The organism is Emticicia sp., assembly GCF_049241225.1.
In the GTDB taxonomy this organism is placed as follows: domain Bacteria; phylum Bacteroidota; class Bacteroidia; order Cytophagales; family Spirosomataceae; genus Emticicia.
Window position 1 is genome coordinate 37,092 of sequence record NZ_JBMLRC010000041.1, and the last position, 21,704, is coordinate 58,795.

General features: G+C 33.0%; 17 protein-coding genes, 1 pseudogene and 1 CRISPR repeat array. Of the genes and pseudogenes, 12 read left to right on the plus strand and 6 right to left on the minus strand.

What is annotated here, in order from left to right; all coding sequences use genetic code 11:
* Positions 1-9 precede the first annotated feature (9 nt).
* Together ACOVO2_RS02675 and ACOVO2_RS02680 are read left to right on the plus strand one after the other, a co-directional pair.
* Entirely contained in the window at positions 10-474 is a 465-nt protein-coding gene (locus ACOVO2_RS02675) for a hypothetical protein (protein ID WP_421768491.1), read from the plus strand.
* Entirely contained in the window at positions 471-971 is a 501-nt protein-coding gene (locus ACOVO2_RS02680; protein WP_421768492.1) for a DNA N-6-adenine-methyltransferase, read from the plus strand. Before ACOVO2_RS02675 ends, ACOVO2_RS02680 begins: the two co-directional genes overlap by 4 nt.
* Positions 972-1,303: 332 nt before the next feature.
* Here the strand turns inward: ACOVO2_RS02680 and ACOVO2_RS02685 are convergent, their stop codons facing one another.
* From ACOVO2_RS02685 to ACOVO2_RS02700, 4 genes are read right to left on the minus strand one after another with little or no spacing between them, the layout of a single operon-like run.
* The gene (locus tag ACOVO2_RS02685; RefSeq protein ID WP_305951693.1) at positions 1,304-1,507 is read right to left on the minus strand and encodes a hypothetical protein; all 204 of its coding nucleotides are present in this window, start codon (positions 1,505-1,507) and stop codon (positions 1,304-1,306) included.
* A gap of 6 nt (positions 1,508-1,513) precedes the next feature.
* Complete coding sequence (locus ACOVO2_RS02690) at positions 1,514-2,191, minus strand: PD-(D/E)XK nuclease-like domain-containing protein (protein ID WP_421768493.1); 678 nt, start codon at positions 2,189-2,191, stop codon at positions 1,514-1,516.
* 50 nt (positions 2,192-2,241) lie between these two features.
* Positions 2,242-3,057, minus strand: coding sequence for a DUF932 domain-containing protein (locus ACOVO2_RS02695; RefSeq protein ID WP_421768494.1), 816 nt, complete (start codon positions 3,055-3,057; stop codon positions 2,242-2,244).
* Between the two features lie 58 nt (positions 3,058-3,115).
* Positions 3,116-3,748 (minus strand): hypothetical protein, encoded by a 633-nt coding sequence (locus ACOVO2_RS02700; protein WP_421768495.1) that lies wholly within the window; start codon positions 3,746-3,748, stop codon positions 3,116-3,118.
* Between the two features lie 805 nt (positions 3,749-4,553).
* Here ACOVO2_RS02700 and porV point away from each other — a divergent pair.
* Positions 4,554-5,453: pseudogene (porV, locus tag ACOVO2_RS02705) on the plus strand (type IX secretion system outer membrane channel protein PorV); the annotation flags it as partial.
* 191 nt (positions 5,454-5,644) lie between these two features.
* Here porV and ACOVO2_RS02710 read toward each other — a convergent pair.
* On the minus strand, positions 5,645-6,955 hold the full coding sequence (locus ACOVO2_RS02710) for a helix-turn-helix domain-containing protein (RefSeq protein WP_421768496.1): 1,311 nt from the start codon (positions 6,953-6,955) through the stop codon (positions 5,645-5,647).
* Between the two features lie 85 nt (positions 6,956-7,040).
* Complete coding sequence (locus ACOVO2_RS02715) at positions 7,041-7,244, minus strand: helix-turn-helix domain-containing protein (RefSeq protein ID WP_305951699.1); 204 nt, start codon at positions 7,242-7,244, stop codon at positions 7,041-7,043.
* 306 nt (positions 7,245-7,550) lie between these two features.
* On the opposite strand from ACOVO2_RS02715, the gene ACOVO2_RS02720 reads away from it, so the two are divergent.
* The 9 genes from ACOVO2_RS02720 (at position 7,551) to ACOVO2_RS02760 (ending at position 20,348) form a co-directional block, all read left to right on the plus strand.
* On the plus strand, positions 7,551-8,924 hold the full coding sequence (locus ACOVO2_RS02720) for a glycosyltransferase (protein WP_421768497.1): 1,374 nt from the start codon (positions 7,551-7,553) through the stop codon (positions 8,922-8,924).
* On the plus strand, positions 8,921-10,543 hold the full coding sequence (locus ACOVO2_RS02725; protein ID WP_421768498.1) for a vitamin K epoxide reductase family protein: 1,623 nt from the start codon (positions 8,921-8,923) through the stop codon (positions 10,541-10,543). Before ACOVO2_RS02720 ends, ACOVO2_RS02725 begins: the two co-directional genes overlap by 4 nt.
* Positions 10,544-10,976: 433 nt before the next feature.
* Complete coding sequence (locus tag ACOVO2_RS02730) at positions 10,977-12,404, plus strand: TlpA family protein disulfide reductase (protein WP_421768499.1); 1,428 nt, start codon at positions 10,977-10,979, stop codon at positions 12,402-12,404.
* 57 nt (positions 12,405-12,461) lie between these two features.
* The gene (locus ACOVO2_RS02735) at positions 12,462-12,701 is read left to right on the plus strand and encodes a hypothetical protein (RefSeq protein WP_421768500.1); all 240 of its coding nucleotides are present in this window, start codon (positions 12,462-12,464) and stop codon (positions 12,699-12,701) included.
* 177 nt (positions 12,702-12,878) lie between these two features.
* The gene (locus ACOVO2_RS02740) at positions 12,879-14,276 is read left to right on the plus strand and encodes a TlpA family protein disulfide reductase (RefSeq protein ID WP_421768501.1); all 1,398 of its coding nucleotides are present in this window, start codon (positions 12,879-12,881) and stop codon (positions 14,274-14,276) included.
* Positions 14,276-15,322, plus strand: coding sequence for a glycosyltransferase family 2 protein (locus tag ACOVO2_RS02745; RefSeq protein ID WP_421768502.1), 1,047 nt, complete (start codon positions 14,276-14,278; stop codon positions 15,320-15,322). Before ACOVO2_RS02740 ends, ACOVO2_RS02745 begins: the two co-directional genes overlap by 1 nt.
* Before the next feature lie 26 nt (positions 15,323-15,348).
* Positions 15,349-17,553 carry a peptidase domain-containing ABC transporter gene (locus ACOVO2_RS02750; RefSeq protein WP_421768503.1) on the plus strand — a complete coding sequence of 735 codons (2,205 nt, stop codon included), beginning with the start codon at positions 15,349-15,351 and terminating at the stop codon, positions 17,551-17,553.
* Positions 17,553-18,992 (plus strand): HlyD family secretion protein, encoded by a 1,440-nt coding sequence (locus tag ACOVO2_RS02755; protein ID WP_421768504.1) that lies wholly within the window; start codon positions 17,553-17,555, stop codon positions 18,990-18,992. Before ACOVO2_RS02750 ends, ACOVO2_RS02755 begins: the two co-directional genes overlap by 1 nt.
* 39 nt (positions 18,993-19,031) lie before the next feature.
* A complete protein-coding gene (locus ACOVO2_RS02760) occupies positions 19,032-20,348 on the plus strand; it encodes a TolC family protein (protein WP_421768505.1) in 1,317 nt (438 codons plus the stop codon).
* Positions 20,349-20,425: 77 nt separating this feature from the next.
* Positions 20,426-21,703: direct repeats of the CRISPR family, unit length 30 nt; unit sequence ATTTCAATTCCTAAATGGTACGATTGGAGT.
* Position 21,704 lies beyond the last annotated feature (1 nt).

The following is a 21,704-nucleotide window of genomic DNA, read 5'->3' on the forward strand; positions in this document are numbered from 1 at the left end:
AAACCAAACATGCAATTATATAAAAATAACTTAACCCCACCATTCGATTACATAACTTTTATTCAGACAACACAAAGCCTTGGTTTTTTTGTAGAACAGGAAGCCGAAAGCCATTTAGTTGTCTTGGATTCTCCATTAGATGAAGATGTTTCGCTTCAACTCATCACTAATTTTCGGAAATCTGATAAGCTGATGGATACTAATTTTCGACATTTCAGACTCTATCAATATAGCAAAAAAATGGATGCGTATATAGGTGAGAGTCATTTTATAACCGTAGATGAAAATGCCATAGCCACAATTAAGGAAATTGTTGAGAAAATGACCAATCGTTTTATGCGTGGAGTATATCGTTGTGCTTGTGGTAAAAAATATTTGAAATCAATTCGTACCAGTGATGGAAATATATTTAGTTGTTTGGGTACAGATTGCGAAGGTGTAACATTCACTCAGCAAGAGATTTTAACCATGTGATTTTTAACTTAGGATTCCAAAAAGGCAAGGCTTTTGGCTTTGCTTTTTTTCTTATGAATGATTTAAAGCGTATGAATATTAAGGCATTTTTTAGTCATAAAAATACAGTTTGGTCCACACCACAAGGCTTTTTTGACGAATTGGATAAGAAATATAATTTCACGACCGATGTTTGTGCAACCTCAGAAAATACAAAATGTGCCATATTCTTTAGCCCTGAAACCGATGGTTTGCAACAAGAATGGACAGGAACTTGCTGGATGAATCCTCCTTATGGGAAAGAAATTAGTAGTTGGGTTAAAAAAGCACATTTGGAAGTCAGCACAGGTAAATGTAAAGTTATTGCCCTACTACCTGCTCGAACCGATACAAAATGGTTTCATGAATTAATACTTGGAAAGTACAAAGTTGAATTTATTAAAGGACGTCTAAAATTCAGTGATTCTAAAAATTCAGCACCATTTCCGTCCATGCTTGTGATTTTTGAGATAAACTGATAAACTTAATTCATGGATAGATTTATTTCCAAAAATATCGAATGTAATTTAGTGCGAAAATTCTAAAATCTGAATTTACAATTATCGCTTCAAGGAACTTCCCCTTCCATTCAAAGCCAAGCCAATTGAAAGTGTTTATTAAAACAACGGAGGCAGTTTTGAAAAACTTTTTCAGTGCCAAGCCATCACAAGCCCCTTTCATTGGTGATTGAGTAGATAGAAAATATTTTGCCTATTGGCAAAAATTTTCTGTTACGAGACTCACGGATGAAAGTAATTCGCCATACATTCCCCTCTCATTCAAGAAAAATCGTGCGAATGCACGAAAATTTTTAGTGTTTTGCCAATTTTTGACCAACAAATTTTTCTATTTGGTTTTGATTTAATCCAATGGGAAATGTGAAAAACTCTCTGTTGGCGGTTGTTACTTGAAATGTAGTTTCACAAACCAAAATATCAATAATCAAAGCAGGGTTGAAAAAATGATAACTCCCATCGGAGTTAGTCATTTTCAAAATTTCATCTTTCCATTTCATACAATTCTATGCTACATTTTTTAAAAGATTCATGTTCCAAGATGGTGCTATAAAGCCGTTCGGGATTCCACCTACTTCTTGCCATTTCTGTAAAAGCATTTGGTATTTATTTCTGCCATCCTTAATAAAATTGGGATGGGCAAGTGCATCAAAAACAAAAATATCGTAGGGTTCTTTTTTCTGCACTCCAACAAAAAAGAAACAACTTTTGCTTGGTGTTTGTCTGTTATGGGCATCTAAGTAAAAAGCCGCTTGGCGGTCGTATTCGTATTGATAACAAGATTTTACAAAAGCATTATAGCTTCGCTGACTGGTGGTTTTAATATCAACAATGATATTTTTTCTACATACCAAATCTAATTTGGCTTTGCAAGGTAGTTTCGTGTTTTTGTCGTTAAATAAAATGCCCATTTCATTATGACTTCCATTCAAAACCCAGCTACAAAATCGGTTTTGTTTGATTCTTGAAATGAGATTTTCAATCAAATCAATATCAACATCTTGCGGAATAATAATGGGTGAATGAGGCTCTAATAGTTTACTATGTAATACCGACCCAAACGCAAAAGCCTTGTAAGGTTTGAAGGGGTTTAAGCCAAAAAGATAATTTTTAAACTCAGTCAAATCTGAATTAGAAATACTTGGATAGGCTCGATAATTATTTATAAATACATTGTTTTGCATAAAAAGATAGTTTTAAACACTTTTGAGAACTGGAAAGGGTTTGATTAGAATTAAACCAAAGCCTCACAAAACCTAAATGCTTCTTCATTGATTCGGGCAGCTCCGCCGAGAACATTACCAAAAACATTTTCACGATTTCGACGTACGTGAGTTGTAAAATTGGTAATACCTTGTATTAAACCAAAAGCGGTATCGCCCAAAGCCAAACATTCTTTCTTGATACAAGTATTGATATTTGTAATGAGGTTTTTCTTTCTTGAGGTTAGTTCTTCATTACCGAGTTTCTCTTCTTCACTCATTCGTACTAATCTTTCAACCAAAGCCGTTTTGACTGATTCATCAATTTCAACGCTGTGCATTTGTTCCATTCTTGAAAAAAGTATTTGCCGTTGTTGCATATACGTTTCAAAGTTTTTCAGTAAACCCTCAATTTTTTGGTCGTGGTTTTTAGTGTGGTGTATTTGCAACTGGCGGAAGACTTTAGAGAAACGATTTTTACAACGTATCATCATCGAACTATTGCCAATAAAAAATCCTGTACTGCTGTCGTGGCTGTTGCCGATAAGCATATAATCAGTGAAGTCATAACCCGAAACTTTTATTGGTTCGGTACATTCCAAAAATGCTAAAACCTTTTTTCCTCCCTCAAATTCATCATAACAACGTATCGGGAAACCTGTAATTTCGTTCATTCGCTCAACTACTTCCAAAAATCTTTCGTTGCTCGTGGGTGTATAACTTTGCTTAGTTACATTCAATAAATTATTGGTATCGTTTCTAAAAATGGCTTTATGACTTGTCAAAACTGCATCATTTGAGAAAATAGGTTTTTCTACAATGTCCCACGAGAGTGTATTTGATTCCATGCTTTTGATTTATAATTAGGATTAAAATAGAGTAGGGGGAGTTTCACCCCCTAAATGTTTAGTTTAGAATTGTTTCGGTTACTTCGTCTAATTCCTCAACCCTTGGGACTGGTGGTAAAAAGTAGGTATCTGACACCAAACTTTTATTGTACACTGCCGTAGGTGTTAACGTATCTTCACGGTAGATGTGGTGGTCTAAAGCAAACTCACGGTATCCTTTTACTTTTTCAGGGTCGGCATCTTCAATATCAAACTCTGCAATGTAGTATTTGCCTTTTTCGTTTGTTTTTTCTTTCGAAGCAATATTCACAATAAAATCAGCAAAGGTTTTTGGGTTTTGAAGGCTACCACGATAATAGATACTTTGCATTACTTTTTTGAGGTTGTTTACACTCGAATTATTGAACATCACAACCGCCACACAATTATCTTTGTCAATAAAAAATACTTCGCCCCATTCTTCCTTTCTATCTCTCGCAAAGAGGTTTTCTTCAAAGAAACGCCACGCAATCGGTTGCATTTTGAGTTTTGCTCCTATATCATTGCCATCAAGGTAAAATTTACCTACCTGCCCATTAAAGCGGTATTCTCTTGGGTTGCCAGTGAGGTAGCGATAAATAGATAAAACTTCACCGTTTGTTTCATCAACAGTTTGATAAGATTTGAGAGAGGTTGATTTGTTGTTTGACATGATTGTAAAAATTTAAAAAGTTTTTGAAAAAAATTTGGCGTTCAGTAAACTTTCGCATTTTTTCTTTCCCATCTCATTACCTGTTTTTTAGACAGATGATGTATGAGCCGGCCAATGTTTGGTCGTTTTTTCAATACTTCGGAAGAGGTTATTTCCCTTCTTCGTAGGCAAGAATCTTATCGAAACTGCGAAAAGCAAAAAGAACGCCAAATGAAAAGCAGTCGTGGGCTTGGCGGACAAGGGCGAAATGCGGAAGTTGGGAGGGTTCCCTTCGGGATACCCAAACTGCACAAATGAGCTATGTTTACCCTTGTCAGTCAAATAGCCAACGCCTGCAATTTTGCTGTTCTCTTTTGTAATCGCTGTTTTGATGATTTTTGGTAGAAAGAAGAAATAATATTGTGTAGATATATTGAAAGGCGAATACTCAAATTCTGTCAGTTTGTATCTATCAGTTGAAGAAATGTAATAACTTGAGTAAGGGAGAAGATTTTAAAAAACTTCCCCTTTTATTCACTAACTTAATTGCTATTCCTTTCATTTTACCAGCTCCCAGTGCAACGGGTGCGAAAAATGAAGAATGAATAGTAATTGTGTTTAAAATTAGGTGCGAGTCAAATAATTAATTTTCTTTCAAAATTGTTTATTTGATGATGGTTGAGGGCTGGAATATTTCCCCTGTAATATTATAAACTGTTAACGTCATTTCAATTCTTAAATGGCACGATTGGGGTTAGGTGGTATTGTTATTAACAAATAACAATTAAGCAACCACTAACACTAAAAAAATCGAAAAACCTACGGTGCATCGTTGCATTATACACCCTATTACAGAAACCTCATTCAAGGGATGAATTTATATGGGTTGAATCTATTTCAAGCCAAAGAGAAAAATGCGTATGGATTTGGGGCAAAATATTTTGATACAGGAAATGTAGCAATCTATGGCGATAAAAGGGAGTTTATCAAAAACTTCCAATCGAAAGAGTTTTCAATCAATAGTTTTTATAGCCTCAAACTTCGCCACAACAATAGCCTTTCCGTTGGTTTGAAATATATTTATTCCAACTTATCGGCTCGTTCAATCACCCAAAATATCACCATAAAACCAGTCAATGCTATTGCTGGAGATTTATATTTTTACCACGATGGGAGGAATACAAAAAAGCGTTGGTTAAATTATGGTGCTTCGTTGACCAATATTGGTGGTAAAGTTTCTTATGGAGACTATAAAGCACGAAATTTTCAACCAACACTGCTCAAACTTGGTGCAGCACAAAACCTCGTTTTGGGGAAGAAAGAGAATGTACTTATGTTTACTGTTGATGCCAACAAATTACTCGTGCCAACGCCTTCGATACGAAATATTCAAAATGAAGTGATTGCAGGGCGAAATGAAGAAAGTATTTCAGGAATCGGCACAATTTTTCAATCTTGGGGTACTGCACCTGATGGCTTTCGTGAAACCATGAGAGAAATTACTTTTTCATTAGGTATAGAATTTCAATTTCGTGAATTTCTTTATGCTCGTGCGGGCTACTATACTCAGAATAAGCGTAAGGGGGATATACAATATTTCACACTTGGTTTAGGTGGAAAATTTAAGGATTTTGGACTTGATTTAGCGTATTTGATTCCAAATAAACTAAATGAGGTATTGTCGAATACTTTTCGGGTTTCTTTGAATTACTACAATACCAAGTAGTTTTTTGTTCCTATTACATATCGTCTGATACTTTTGAAGGTTATCAGACGATATGTGAATGAATTATTTAAGATTTCTTGTAACAGAAAATATATGAGGCTTAAATATAAGAAATTCCTAACTATTAAAAAATCACGTTGAATGTTAATCGGACGGTATGATAGGACAATAGTTCGGACATTTTTGATAAATTAAATATGACGTTTATGACTGTAAGTATTTACATCAATATTATTTTCTATAAAACAAGCCGTACTATCATTAATACCAAAACCTAAAAGTATCTTTTCACATAACTCCTGAGTTATCAAAGAGATTGAATCATCATTCAGCGAACTTGGTGTGAAGTAATGCAAAATTTTGAAATGATTGTGGTTTTTATTCTTAGGAATATCACGGTAGTTTCTCCATTCACGACGGCCTTTTGTTTGATTAAAGCCTTCAATATGAAAATTCAAAACATTCCTAAAACTCAACTGTAACATTACTTCATCATCATAATTGATATACTCGTAGAATTTTTTCATGAAATGAAGTAAACTAATGATATAACCAGCCGTAAACGTGACATGTAGGCAATAAACCTGTTGCTTTTCCCATTCTTCTTCAAAATTCCAAAATAGCGAATCGCATAAGCCAACCTCGAAAAAACCATTATTTAGAAAATCGAAATAAGATGATTGATTGTAACTTCTGAAAGTTACACCATCTAAACTATATTCTTTTTTAGTAGTAGAAATTACAGGATAATTTGGTAAAGGTGGATAACCTCGTGAGTTTTGCTCTAACCAATTCACAAAATCTCTTTTCTGAACTTTTGAAACATCTTGATTTAAGTATTTAGGAATAAAAGACGCTAAAAATAATGGTTGTGGAACTGCTATTTCTGCTGTAAATTCTTCAGTCTTAATCTGTTTTGAAATATTTGTCAAGCCAAAATCTTCGTCATTTTCATTGAAAAGGTTTCTTTTGATTAAAAAATTGCTTAATTCCTCTGTTCGATGTCTTGAAAATTCAAACATATCTCTAATTGTATGATGTTTGGCCGCTTCTGAACTATCATTCTGACGAATGTAGTATTTACAGTCTCGATTATTAAAGTGTGGTTTTTTTGAACTCTCTGGAATTTGATAGATAACCGCTATTTTATCAGTGTTAGGTATCTCTATTACTTTGGGGTCGTAGTAAAATACTTTAGGTTCAAGATTACCATTAATTGTTTGGTTTATCCATTCAACGGCATTTTTATTATTAATGGCTGGATTTATGCCTCTTATCTCAAATCCTTTTTGTTGTTTGTCTATTTCTTCTACCCCAATAATTATATACCCCCCATTTGTATTTGCAAATGATGAAAATATTTTAAGGAGTTTATTAGAAAAATCATCTATATTCTTAGGTTCTCCTTTAAAATCTAAGTTGTACCCTTCACCAACCTGTTGAATATAAATTAAATCCTCCAAATCTTGGTAAGTAAGGTCTTGCAGTTTTTTATTAAACATATTATTTAATGTGATGTAATGAGTTTGAACAATATTGTGATATAGAAATAATTACTAACCCAATATTAGAGTAAAGATAAAACACTCATAATGCAGATGGAGGATACAGAGACGTTATATCTACCTGATAAAACTTGGCGATTTTCATCAATACACCAGCTTTGGGTTCGCTTTGGTCGCTTTCGATGCGAGAATAACTACTTTGGTCAAGACCAATAGCATTAGCTACTTCTGCTTGTGATAAACTTTTTTGTAATCGGATATTGCGGAGTTTAGTACCGTAAGTCATGGTTTGTGCTCAAGTTAGGGATATAATTGGCAAATTAAAGAACTTTTTATAAAAAATAATAGCGTAAAAATACCTATTTTTAATACGTAAAAATACGCATTAAAAATTATGCAAAATTGCATAACGATTATGCGTTTTTGCATAGGAATTCACTCGCTTATCTCTCAATTTTGTCTCACTTCCAAAAAGTAAAGTAATTCTTAAAAAAATTACATTCCTATAAACTCCTGAATTACTAATTTTTGATTGGTGAGTCCTTGTATTACATCGTAAAGTATTTTAAATATTTCATTTAGCAACCGACCAATGAATAAAAGGGCATTGATTGTACCTGCATCTATACGAAGTCATGTTATACCATCTTTGTTTTTGGCTGATTTACTTTCAGAGAATGGATATGAAGTTCATTACGCCGTAACGACCGAAATATTAAAGGAAATAGTTGAGAAAAATGCCTACAAAGCGTATATCATTTCAAGTTTTAAGGTTGCTATCGGTGCTGAAGGGAGAGTTATTACAGAAATAAAAAAAGATAAGGTCAGTTTTTTGAGGCTTGTAAAAGCATACCGAACAAATGAAGTATATGAGTATCGGAAAGGAGAGTACAATAAACTAATTGAATTGATAAAACCGAGTGTCATTATTTTAGACATTTTTAATAGTACCGATTTTATAAGTCTCTATCACAAGCATCATGAAATAAAAATTTGTTTGTTCAATCCGATGCCTTCTACTTATCGTGTTGGAGATTACCCTATTGTTTCAGAAGGATTTTTGATTAAAAGTAACAGAAAAAATGAGAATCAAGAACTGAATAAGTTTTCAATCAAAGGTTTTTTGAAGTACCCAAAATCAACAATTTTGGCATATTTAGCTCAAAACCAAGTTAAAAAATTAATAATGAACAATGAGATTCCAGAAAAATATAAAATAGTGCCTAATAGCTTTACGATGTCATTTGATAATGTACCCGAACTTTTACTTGCACCCTTAGAATTTGAGTTCGCCCCCGAAGTTCGCAAAAGCTATCAATATTATTTAGGACTTTGCCACCGAGAAAAGAGAAAAGATACAGAATTAGATGAAAACTTTGAAAAAGGTTGGCAAAAAATCATCAAAGAAAAACAAGGAAGTGATGAAATATCCCCTAAAAAAATTATCTATTGCAGTTTTGGTACCTATTATGAAGGTCCAGACCGAAAGTTATTAGATTTTCTGAATACAATAATTGATGCTGTGAGCAGTATTCCTAATTCATTTCTAATAATATCCGTTAATCGATTTGTGATTGAATTTATAGAGAGTAATAGAAAAGACATACCAAACGTCATTTTTTTTTCGAGAGTACCACAATTACAGGTACTACAAATCTGTGATTTGTTTATCACACATGGCGGATTTGGTTCAATAAAAGAGAGTATTCATTATGAAGTGCCAATGCTGGTTTATCCTTTAGATATGCACTATGACCAAAACGGAAATGCCTTTAAAGTTGAGTATTTTGGTATTGGTTTAAGAGGGGTATTTGGCTTTGAAAGATTAAACGAACTCAAAATAAAAATAAATCAATTACTTGATGATGAAGCATTTAAAAATAAGATTAAAACATTTAAAGAAATAAATGTAAAGAACTATTCACCCGAAATACTTAAACAAACACTCAACGAAATTGGATTATGAAACTCAATCCTAACGAAAAGAATGCTTTTGAGGCTATTTGGCAATTAGTAAGGTTGACCAATTTAAAAATAACAGCAACAAGTCTAAAAAATGCACTATTACAACATCCTAATTTTCCAACATTTGTTGCTTTTAGTGATGTACTGCATGACTTTAATGTGCCAAATTTAGCAACACGGCTAACCCCCGACCGTTTGCACGAAATTCCATTACCTGCTATTGCTCATTTTGAGGGTGGTGGTGGCACATTTATAACCATTACTAAAATAATAGATGATACTATTGAATGGACACATGATGAAATTGGAATAAAAAAAGAAAGCATTACCTCTTTTTTGCATCACTGGCAAGGTACTACGCTTTTAATTGAACCCAATGAAACTTCGGGTGAAGTAAATTACAAAGAAAAACGCAAGCAAGAAATCATTGAGAGCCTTCGATTTCCTTTCATTATTACAGGGCTATTAACATGTTTTGGTTTGTTGCTTTACCAAGTTACAAAACAATACTCAATTACTGACAACTGGCAATATTATGCCCTCTTACTTACAAAAACATTAGGTTTAGTTGTTTCGGTAATGCTGGTTTGGTACAGTATTGATAGTAATAATTCGTTTTTAAGAAGTGTTTGCCAACTCAATAACAAAACAAATTGTAATAATATTTTGAACTCAAAAGCCGCTAGAATTTTCGGTTGGCTTACGTGGTCAGAAGTTGGGCTTTTCTATTTTGCAGGTGGATTTCTAACACTATTATTTTTTCCTAAATTCCCTCTCTGGAGCTTAGGGAGCTTGGGTGTTTTAGCCTTACCTTACACCATCTGGTCAATTTATTACCAAGCATTTATTGCCAAAGAATGGTGTCCGCTTTGCGTAACAATTCAAGTTTTGATTTGGGTGGAGTTTTTTATCTTTCTGAAAATGGGTTTTACAAGTCCTATTTTATTTTTTAACTCCCCCATCGGGGGTTGGGGAGCTGTTTTTGCGTTTGTTCTCACTCCTATCCTTTGGGCTTTCATAAAGAAACCAATACAAAAATCATTACGAATTGACACCATATATCGAGAGTTTCAGAAACTCAAATTTGACCCAGACTATATTCAAGCATTAATGGGTAAAGAAGTATTTCTTCCACCTATTTTTGAGGGTATGAAAACTATTGAAATGGGAAATCCTGCAGCGGAGAATAGTTTGATTTTAGTTTTAAGTCCTGTTTGTGCTTCTTGCCGACAAACTTACCATATCGTTAAGAAATTATTAGAAATTGAGGATACAATAAAAGTTCAAATAATTTTAGCGGCTTCTTTGGCACGCAATGACAACGCTGGGCAAATAAGCAGAAGAATATTGAGCCAAGAAAATTTGAGTGAAGCTTTGCGGGAATGGTTTGCTGATGAATCTAAAAATGTAAAGAAATGGATAAAACGCACACAGATTATAGAAGAGAATGAAGAAGGGTATAAACAAACAGCCTTTTATCTTCGTTGGCTTGAGTTAGCAGGGGTAACAGAAGCACCAGTTACTTTCTTGAATAATATAGAAATACCAAAGTATTATAACACGACCGAAATTATAAAATTGCTCAGTTTACAATCAAAAATAGGATTTCGAAATCAATAATAAATTTAATTTCTTCTAAATTTTACAAATGAAAAAAATGAAAAGTTTAATGAGTTTTTTTGATTCATCAATGACAAGGTCAGAGATGAAGAGTGTTAAGGGTGGTCAATGTTCTTCCCAATGTTATGGAAATGGATGGGCGATGCAACCCATTTATGGTAATAAAGGTGAAGTATTGAGCAAAGAGGGAAAGGCAACTTGTGCAAGCAATGGAGGGTCTACTCGATGGTGCTGTTCTAGTTGTACAGATGGCCCATCGAAAGTATGTTCTTGGTGCTAAAATACTTCTTTTAATTTTACCTCACAAGTTTTTATTTAGTTGAGGTAAAATTAAAATAATTTAATTGTAATTTATGTGTACAATACTAATTAAATTATGTTTTAGCTAATATAACAATCTGATAATCAGGTCAATAATTATATTATAAACATTATGAAAATATTTTATTTTTCACTCATAATCACCTTTCTAATTTCATGCGAATCTAAAGGCACAAAAGTAAAAAAAGTAGAAAACCTTGTTTTGACAAATTTTAAAAAAAATAAGGATTTGATAGTATTTAAAATTGAACTTAGTCAGAACAACTCTGCTGTATTGTATTATGATAGTTTTGGAAAGTATCATTTATTATCCACGGGGATAACAAATATAGAAACTTCACAAAAAAAAATCCAAGTTGTATGCCAAAATAGAACAATTAAACAAGTTTTTCTTTGTGATACAAATAAAGACACCATAAAAATTTCCGAAAAAAAATCATTTTTCTTTATTAAATCTAAAAATTTGAAAGACTCAATAATTGATAACTTATATTTAAAATATATACAAGAGAGTAAGGTTAAAATAGTGGACAATGTACCTGATGTTACAATAGAAGAAAATAATTTGAATGAAAACTTGAAGGAAAGGGAGAAAAAAATAGAAATAGATTTAGAATCAAAAAATATTTTTTTAGAGAGTTATAAACAAAAGTTTGAATTGAGTGAGGAATCGATTAGTGCTTGGAGAGATTTTTTTAAATATGAAATGCTTGAGAAAAAATTGTATATTATACCTAACAGAAAAATTATGACAATTTTACCAAAGTGGTATCATGAGGAAATAAAAAATACTTTTTCAAACTTCAATAATGATTCAAAACTATATTTAAGAGCTTACAAAAATAGTGTAGGTTTAGTCTATGACTACTTTACCACTAAAGCACCATTACAAAAAGCTTACAACCTACAATCTGAATATGATGAACTTGATAAGATTTTTACTAATCAAACTAGAGATTTATTTTTATACAAATACATTTCCCTTGTAAAAAATAATCCATACAGGTTTAAATTTACTGACCAAGAGTATGGTGAAATATTGAACAAATATATTTCTTCATGTAAAACTCCTGAATTTATTAATAGCTTAACAAAAAAACAAAATTTAGATAATTTGATTACAAAAGGTAATGAAGTATTAGATATCAATAATAAACAGTTTGTTTTTGATAAATTAAATCAGTCTCCGTTAACTTATATTGATTTTTGGGCTTCTTGGTGTTTCCCTTGCCTTAAAGAGATGTCCGTTTCTAAAAAACTAAAAGAAGAATATAGAGAAAAAGGGGTAAATTTTCTTTATATCTCTATTGATGAAAATCCTGCTTCTTGGGAAAAAGCAATGAAACAAATAGGGCTTTTAGAAAATGAAAGTTTTATTCTTCCCAAAAATACTGAATCTGAAATAGCAAAAAAGTATAAAATTAATTCAATTCCGAGATATATGATTATTGATAAAGATGGCAAAGTAATCAATCAAGATGCACCACGCCCATCAGACCCAAAAATCAGGCAAATATTTGACGAACTTTTGAGGAAATAGGTATGGATTTCGAAATCAAAAATAAAATCAATTTTCTAAATTCAAAAAAATGAAAAAATGAAAAGTTTATTAAGCTTTAATGATTCAATCTTGACAAGGTCAGAAATGAAAAAAGTAAAGGGTGGTGGAGCTTGTTGTGTAACTGTTATAGGTAACACAGGTGGTTCCAGAAACTGCAATCATTCGTCCTTAGACTCTGCAAAAAAAGAAGCAAAAACTGTTGCCTCTTGGGGGGGAGGGGTACAAACTTTTTACTGCTGTGATAGTTGTTCATCACATAAAAGTGCCTCTTGGTAATTAGATTAAAGTGCTAAAACGAGCCTAATTTATTGTTTTAGGTTCGTTTTATTTTTTTCAAATAGGTTTAAAATAAATAGTATGCCACAGAAGAAACATTCGAATCTCTTTAGGAGATGTCTAATTTATACTTTTAAAGGGAAACAAAATAGCATTACTTATAAAAGAAGCCAATTGATGTTATTTTTAAATTATTTTATAGTAGTATTTGGATGTAACTGTTCAAATGAATCCAAAATAAATTATGCTGATAAAACCGTGCCTAACAAGTCAGAAAATGAATACAGTTCACTAATTTTTAATAATACTAAAAATCAACTCTTATCTTATGAAAATATTTTTGATGAAATCATTGACTTGAACCAAGGGAGAAATGAAGTAAAATCGCCATCTATAATTTCAACAGAGGGTTGGCAATCAAAAGATATTTTAATTAGAGAAGCCTATAAAAATATTTCAATAAGTATTAGTGATTCTTTAAATCAAATTAGAACTAAAACTGAAGATAAAAAATGGGAGAAAGAGTTAAATTTCTCAGTAGAATTTGATAAACAATTCTCGCAAAAAAGGGCATCATTCTTAGAATCTTTTTTTTTAGATACAACTTTTTTAAAAAAATATAACTTGAGAGAAGAAAAAATAGAAAACTATTATGAAGAAAAGAGACAATTTCTTGAAGATTATTGTGTAAGACATAATTTGGATAGCACTTTCTTAACGGATTGGCAAGAAATAATAATGTATGACAAATTGTTTCGAAAAACTTATTTTGGTAATTATAATAAATGGGATGCCAAATACTTAAAAGAGTTAAGTTATAATTTAAAGTATTATAACAATGATGAGCTTCTCTATATTCCTTACTATCGTAAAGGGTGTTGGGGCATATCAAATTTATTATACTACTTAGAAAATCCTGGAGAAGACTTATCCTTAAAGCAATATTACACACTCATTAGCTCAAATTTTAAGAGTCATACTAAGGTTTATATGCAATTTAAAATTTTATCTTGGGTAAAAAATAATCGAACAGATTTTAAATTTACACATGCTGAATATGATAGCTTGGTTAATGAATTTATACTAACAAGTAAATCACTTCAATATAATGTATATTTAAAAGATTTATTAGGTAATAATAGAAAGGTAGAAATAAGTAATGATGAATTACTTTCCTTAAATCAAGCCCCTAAAACGTTAAAAGCTATTTGCGATAGTAAAATTACATATATAGATTTTTGGGCTTCATGGTGTTTACCTTGTAGGAAAGAAATGCCAATATCTCAAAAGCTAAATAATAAATATAAAAACAGGGGAGTAAACTTTGTTTATATCTCAATTGATGAAAATTTTAAGGCATGGGCTAAAGCAACAAATCAAATGGGCTTATCAGAGGATGAAAGCTATTTCTTACCTAAAGGAAGCGAATCAGAAATTGCACAAAAGTTTAATATTACAACAATACCTCGATATATTCTAATTGGAAAAGATGGTGAAGTTATAAATCCTAATGCTCCTCGTCCTTCTGATGCCGAAACTAAAATTTTGTTTGAACAACTTTTAAAGAAAAAGTAATGCCGAATTATTCTTTGAAATATAGATGGATAACCTTGTTAAGCAAGGCAAAAGAATATTGGAGTATAAAAAAGAAGAGGCGAGAATATAATCTGCGAAGAAAAGAGTCTGTTAAAACGCTCAATAGAATAGACCAATATAGTATACCAGCAGACTTAAATGAAATACGTTTATTTGCCATTATGCGAAATGAATCTATGAGATTACCTCATTTTTTTCAATATTATAAACAAATGGGGGTTAATAGATTTTTCATAATTGATAATAATTCAACCGATAACTCCGTAGAAATTGCTTTAAAAGAAATAAACCTTCATCTTTTTTCTACCAATGAAACATATAAAAATCATTGGTTTTGGATGGAACATCTATTAGATACTTATGGTAAAAATTATTGGTGTATAGTAGTTGATATTGATGAACTGTTTTATTATCCAAATTTCAATACTATATCTTTACCGAGTTTAATAAAATACCTTGAAAAACATAAATTTACTTCAATTTCAACGCTTTTATTAGATATGTACGCTGATAATAATATTTTAGAAGTTGAATATACACAAACTAATCCATTAGAAATATTGCTTTTTTTTGATACAGAATACTACAAAGCCTCATTTGTATTTTATGATAATAAAAATATGAAACCAATTCAAATTAGTGCCTATGCAGGCGGTATGAGAGAAAGAGTATTTGGGAAAATGAATCCAACAGATATTCTTTCAAAAGTTCCACTCTTCAAATATTGTGATGGTGTTTATCTTGTTCAAGGAATGCACGCAATAACAAATACAAATTCTGCCGATATTGAAGGGGTTGTATTTCACACAAAATTTTTATCAGATTTTATAGGGGAAGTGCAGGAGGAAGTAAGCAGAAAGCAACATTATGGTAATGCAATTAGATATGAACATTACGCCAAAACAATAGATAAGCAGCCAAAACTAAATTTTTATTACGAAAAGTCTAAAAAATTTAAAGATGCAAACCAGTTAGTTGAATTAGGATTGATGAAAACGAGTAATGAGTTTGAAGGGTTTTGTTAAGATTTTAAAGTAAAAAGATTTATATAATGCCTAAATTTCCTCACTTCCAACAACACGATGCAATGGATTGCGGTCCTACCTGCCTACGCATGGTAGCAAAGCATTATGAGCGAGGGTTTTCTATACAAAAACTACGTGAGGCAACCCAGATAGGCAAAGAGGGTGTATCTTTATTGGGTATCAGTGAGGCTGCCGAGAGCATTGGTTTCAAAACGTTGGCAGTAAAAGTACCTTTCAAACAATTAGAAAAAGATGCTCCACTGCCATGTATAATTCACTGGAAACAAAATCATTTTGTTGTTGTTTATCAAATCAAAAAGAACCAAGTTTATATTGCAGACCCTGCATTGGGTCTTATTAAATATTCTTATGCCGAGTTTGAAAGCCAGTGGGCAACTACTATAGTCGAAGGTGAAAAAACAGGCATTGCACTACTTTTAGAGCCAACTCAAAGATTTTACCAAGAAACTGACGAGCAAACAAAGGGTATTAACCTAAGTATGCTGTCGGGCTACCTTTTTAAGTATAAACGCCTTATCCTACAACTTTTCTTGGGGCTTTTTATTGGTTCAATATTACAGCTTATTCTACCGTTTCTTACACAATCGGTGGTAGATACTGGCATCCAAACCCGCAATTTGCATTTTATTTATTTGGTACTGGCAGCCCAACTGATGCTGTTTATTGGCCGAATGTCGGTAGAGTTTATCCGTAGCTGGATACTCCTTCATATTAGTACACGTATAAACCTCAGTATATTGTCAGATTTTTTGGGTAAACTATTGCGTTTGCCCGTTTCGTTTTTTGAATCAAAAAAAACTGGCGATATTCTCCAACGCATCGGCGACCACCAACGCATTGAGTCTTTCCTTACGGGAACATCGCTTAATATACTTTTTTCGATGTTCAATCTCATCATTTTTAGCGTAGTTTTAGCGTATTATAATCTTACTATCTTTGGCGTTTTTTTAGTGAGTAGTATTGTTTATAGTATTTGGATAGTATTTTTTCTGCGTTATCGCCGAAAATTAGATAATAAACGCTTTGCTTTAGCGAGTCAAAATCAAAGTTCTTTGATACAACTTGTACAGTCTGTTCCTGAACTAAAACTCAATAATGCCGAAATAAAAAAACGTTGGGAGTGGGAGAATTTACAAGTGAAGAACTTTCATTTAAGCGTCAAGGGGCTTGCTTTGCAACAATATCAGCAAACGGGAGCAATGATTATCAACGAGGGTAAAAATATTGTCATTTCGTTTTTGGCAGCCACTGCGGTTGTTAATGGGCAAATGACTTTAGGGGCAATGATGGCACTCCAATACATCATTGGGCAGCTCAATAGCCCTGTCGAGCAATTGATTCAGTTTATGCAACACTACCAAGATGCACAAATCAGCCTCGAAAGATTGAATGAAATTCATGAAATTGATGATGAAGAAACTACACAAAAACCATTGTTACATATTTTGCCCGAAAATCAAGATATTCAACTCAAAAACCTCACGTTTACTTATACTGGTGCAGGAAATGAACCTGTTTTGAAAAATATTAATTTGACAATTCCACAAGGAAAAATAACGGCAATTGTAGGCACAAGTGGTAGTGGGAAAACTACACTATTAAAATTATTACTAAAATTTTATAAGCCCCAAAGCGGAGAAATTCGCTTAGGTAATGTTTCACTCGAAAATATCAGCCACAAACTTTGGCGTAGTAAATGTGGAACGGTCATGCAAGAAGGGGTTATTTTCTCAGATACTATTGCTGAGAATATTGCTTTCAGTGATGAATTTCCAGACACTAAAAAGCTGCTTCATGCAGTAAAAGTTGCTAATATTCAATCGTTTATTGAACAATTGCCATTGAGTTATAATACAAAAATTGGTGCAGAAGGAAATGGTATTTCACAAGGGCAAAAGCAAAGAATACTAATTGCCAGAGCCGTTTACAAAAACCCTGATTTTATATTTTTCGATGAAGCTACCAACGCACTTGATGCCAATAACGAAAGCGTTATCATGGCAAATTTAGAAGAATTCTTTAAAAGCGGTTCCACGGGTCGAAGGACGGTAATTGTAGTAGCTCACCGACTAAGTACGGTAAAAAATGCTGACCAAATTGTAGTTATGGAAAAAGGAGAAATTGTAGAAGTTGGAACTCATGCCGAACTCACACAACGACATGGAAAATATTTTGAGTTAGTGAAAAATCAGTTAGAATTAGGGAATTAATGAACGACGAATCAAATAATTCAGAGAAATTACTCCGAACAAATCTGATGGAATTGTTGGGTGGAAAAGGTATGGAAATAACTGATGATTTATTGAAACAAGAAATCATTGTACCTCCTACTTTACCTCCAATTATCAACAAAAACGGAAATAATGGCAATGATGGAAGAATGCCCGAACTACGAAGCAGCGAGGTAAATGAAGTTTTGAGCAAACCACCTGCGTGGCTTATTCGTTGGGGAATTACTGTTTTTTTCTTTGTTTTGGTGCTGATGCTGGCAGTTACCTGGTTTATTCGTTACCCTGATTTGGTGAGCGGAAGTCTTAAAATTGTTTCACAGAACCTACCAAAATCAGTTATAGCTAAAACAGATGGAAAACTCGTAAAATTACTAACAACTGATGGCCAGACAGTAAAAGAAGGACAAAGGATTGCATTTTTGGAGAGTACCGCCAATCATGAAGAAGTTTTGATATTGAATGATTTAACGGATTCTTTGGTCAATATGACTGCTAATGATAATCTTTCGGCTGCTTATACCGTCGAAATTCCATCTTTTTTTCAATTGGGTGAATTACAAAAATCTTATCAGGTTTTTCAAGAAACATTTACCAGAGTAAAATCTTTTGTTGGTAATGGTACTTATTTACAAAAACGAAAAATGCTCGAAAATGATTTTGCTCAACTAAATTCATTGCAGTCAAATCTTAAAAATCAATTACAGAATAATCAAAAAGATTTAGCATTAGCCGAAGATGAACTGGAAAGCCAAAAACGACTACAAGAAAAAGGTTATGTTTCAAAAAATGATTATCGGCAAGCCATCAGCAAAGTGCTTGGCAAACAGCAAAGCAATGAGCAAATGCAGAGTTCGATGAAGAATAATCTAATATCTCAAAATCAAAAGCAACAAGAAATTTTGGAATTAGACAAAACGATTACAGAACAAAAGAATGCCCTCATTCAAGCCATGCACACCCTCAAAAGTGATATTGAAGCATGGAAACAACTTTACGTTGCTATTGCTCCAACGGCAGGAAAAGTGGTTTTTTTAACATCACTACAAGAAAACCAGTTAGTAAAAACAGGACAAGAATTGCTTTATGTTTTACCTAATGGAGAAGGGTTTCACGGAGAAATGAATATCGGTCAATTTAATTTTGGTAAAGTAAAACGTGGGCAGGAAATTATAGTAAAGCTTCAAAGTTATCCTTATGAAGAGTATGGTACACTACGAGGGCAGATTCAAAGTATTTCCGAAATCCCAAAAGACTCGGCTTATTTTGTTAAAGTAAATTTCCCAAAAGGACTAAAAACTTCAGCAAATAAAACTATCCCTTTTCGTAATGGAATGACCGCATCAGGTGAAATAATTACAGAAGATAAAAGGCTGATAGAGAGGTTTTTTAAAGAATTTATTAGGATTTTTGAGAGGTAGCTCCCAATCGAATCGTCCCTAAAAGGGAGTTTGTTTTATATGGATAACCGTATTTTAAAATATTTTCTACAACTAATTCTAATCTTGCTCTACTTTGGAGGAAATGCTCAACAGCGTTTTTCTCTCAATCAATGTATAGAATACGGCTACAAACAAAATTTTGATGTAAAGTTAAAAGAGTTAAGATTAAAGCAATCTGAAAATACTTTGGAGCAGTCAGAAAAAGCTATTCTCCCAAATCTTTCAGGTTCGTTTTCGCAGGGGATTAATTCAGGTCGGAGCATTGACCCTTTCACCAATGGCTTCATTCAACGCACTATTTCTTCCAATTCGTTTGGTGCAAATGCCAATTTTATAATTTTTAATGGGTTTTCGCTTAAAAATCAGATTATTCAAAACCAATACAATGCCGAAGCAGACCAAGTGGAAATTCAAAGGGCAAAAAATGAATTACGAATCCGAATCACACTTGCTTATATGCAGGTGCTGATGAACCAAGAATTATCAAAAATTGCTCAGGAGCAAATTCAAAACATCCAATCTCAATATGAACGAGCAAAGGCATTGGTCAATGAAGGGAATATGCCAAAAACTAATTTAATTGATTTAGATGCACAACTCGCCACTGCCGAATATGATGCTCTAAATGCCAAAAACAATATTGATGTTTCAAAACTTTCATTGGCTCAATTGATGGCTTTTCCGAATTTTGTGGCGTATGATATTGAGAGTAATTCGATAGAAGAAAAAACAGTTCTCTTGAATGATAATTACTTGCAAAATATTCTTTCTGGATTTTATTTTCAACCAATTATTAAAAGTGCAGAATTACGAGTAAGAAGTGCCAATATAGGCGTAAAACTCGCCGAAGCAGGTAAATATCCAACTGTTTCTTTGGGTGCAGGAGTTGGTTCAGCGTATTCGAGTGCAGCAGCGAAAGAATATAATTATTTCAATCAATTAGGCTTTAATTTGAATCAATTTGCACGTTTAAGTATAAATATCCCAATTTACACCAATGGGCAGGTTAAAGGACGAATTACAAATGCTCAAATCAATCAAAGAATTGTAGAAACTCAGCTATCACAGACAAAACTTCAAATAAAGCAAGAAATTGAGCAGGTGTATCTGACTGCCAAAATTGCCCAAGAAAAGCTAAAGGCTGCCCAAAGGCAGGTTTCAGCTCAACAAATTGCCTACGATTCTGCCAAAGACCGTTATTTAGAAGGCTTACTTCATGCAATTGAATTAAATACTTTTCGTATTAATCTCGAAAGGGCAAAATCAAATTTGATTCAATCGAAATACGAGTTTAATTTTAGAAAAACCGTATTGGATTATTATTCGAATAAGTAACTTTTTTCTAAATCATATTCCCATTCCCCAATTCATTTCAAGTTTTGGTGAAGATTATATTTAAATATCTTTTTATTATTTCAATTCCTAAATGGTACGATTGGAGTATCACGCCAGCCACGTTGCATCGACTGGTTAGCTCATTTCAATTCCTAAATGGTGCGATTGGAGTGCAGCCCATACCTAACACTTTTTGGTATTACTCAAAATTTCAATTCCTAAATGGTGGGATTGGAGTTCCACGTTTTGTCCGTGTCCGAAATTTTGAAAATTATTTCAATTCCTAAATGGTGCGATTGGAGTTAAGTTTTGCCAGCTCATTATTAGACTGCACCGAAAATTTCAATTCCTAAATGGTGCGATTGGAGTACTAATTGCCTACGGAAACTCCAGAGGTATAGACACATTTCAATTCCTAAATGGTGCGATTGGAGTTCAACCCCCATCACCGAGTAACTCTCCAGCCCACTCATTTCAATTCCTAAATGGTACGATTGGAGTCAGGACTTGGCTCAATCGTAATAACGGTGTATTACTATTTCAATTCCTAAATGGTACGATTGGAGTGTCGAGTGGGGGCATACGGTGGCAATCTCGAATATATTTCAATTCCTAAATGGTACGATTGGAGTGTTGCGAGATTTTAACCGATTTAAAAAGCTCTACAAATTTCAATTCCTAAATGGTACGATTGGAGTCTACTAAGGGTTATCAAGAAATTTTAGACCCTCACAATTTCAATTCCTAAATGGTACGATTGGAGTCTTCCAAATCTTCGGGGATGTCAACAGTTATTTGCAATTTCAATTCCTAAATGGTACGATTGGAGTGGTAATTTTTCTAACTGTAATATAAAGTAATGTGGCATTTCAATTCCTAAATGGTACGATTGGAGTTTCGAGCCTATATTTTTTTGGCTTTGTTAACACATCATTTCAATTCCTAAATGGTACGATTGGAGTAATTTACCCAAAATACCGTTAAAATCTTGTATCGGCATTTCAATTCCTAAATGGTACGATTGGAGTCGTTGTCGAAAACATCGGTAGCTAAACCCTCACAATTTCAATTCCTAAATGGTACGATTGGAGTTTTTGCTACTGGCATCGTTGGTAAATACTCACGATATTTCAATTCCTAAATGGTACGATTGGAGTTTTTCAAGAAGGTAATAACTACTATAAAGCGGATGTATTTCAATTCCTAAATGGTACGATTGGAGTATTTGGTGCCGTTGCTGGTTCACCCATCGCAGCTCTATTTCAATTCCTAAATGGTACGATTGGAGTTTTTGCGGTTAGGCAATGTAGAAATGTTTTGGGCATATTTCAATTCCTAAATGGTACGATTGGAGTA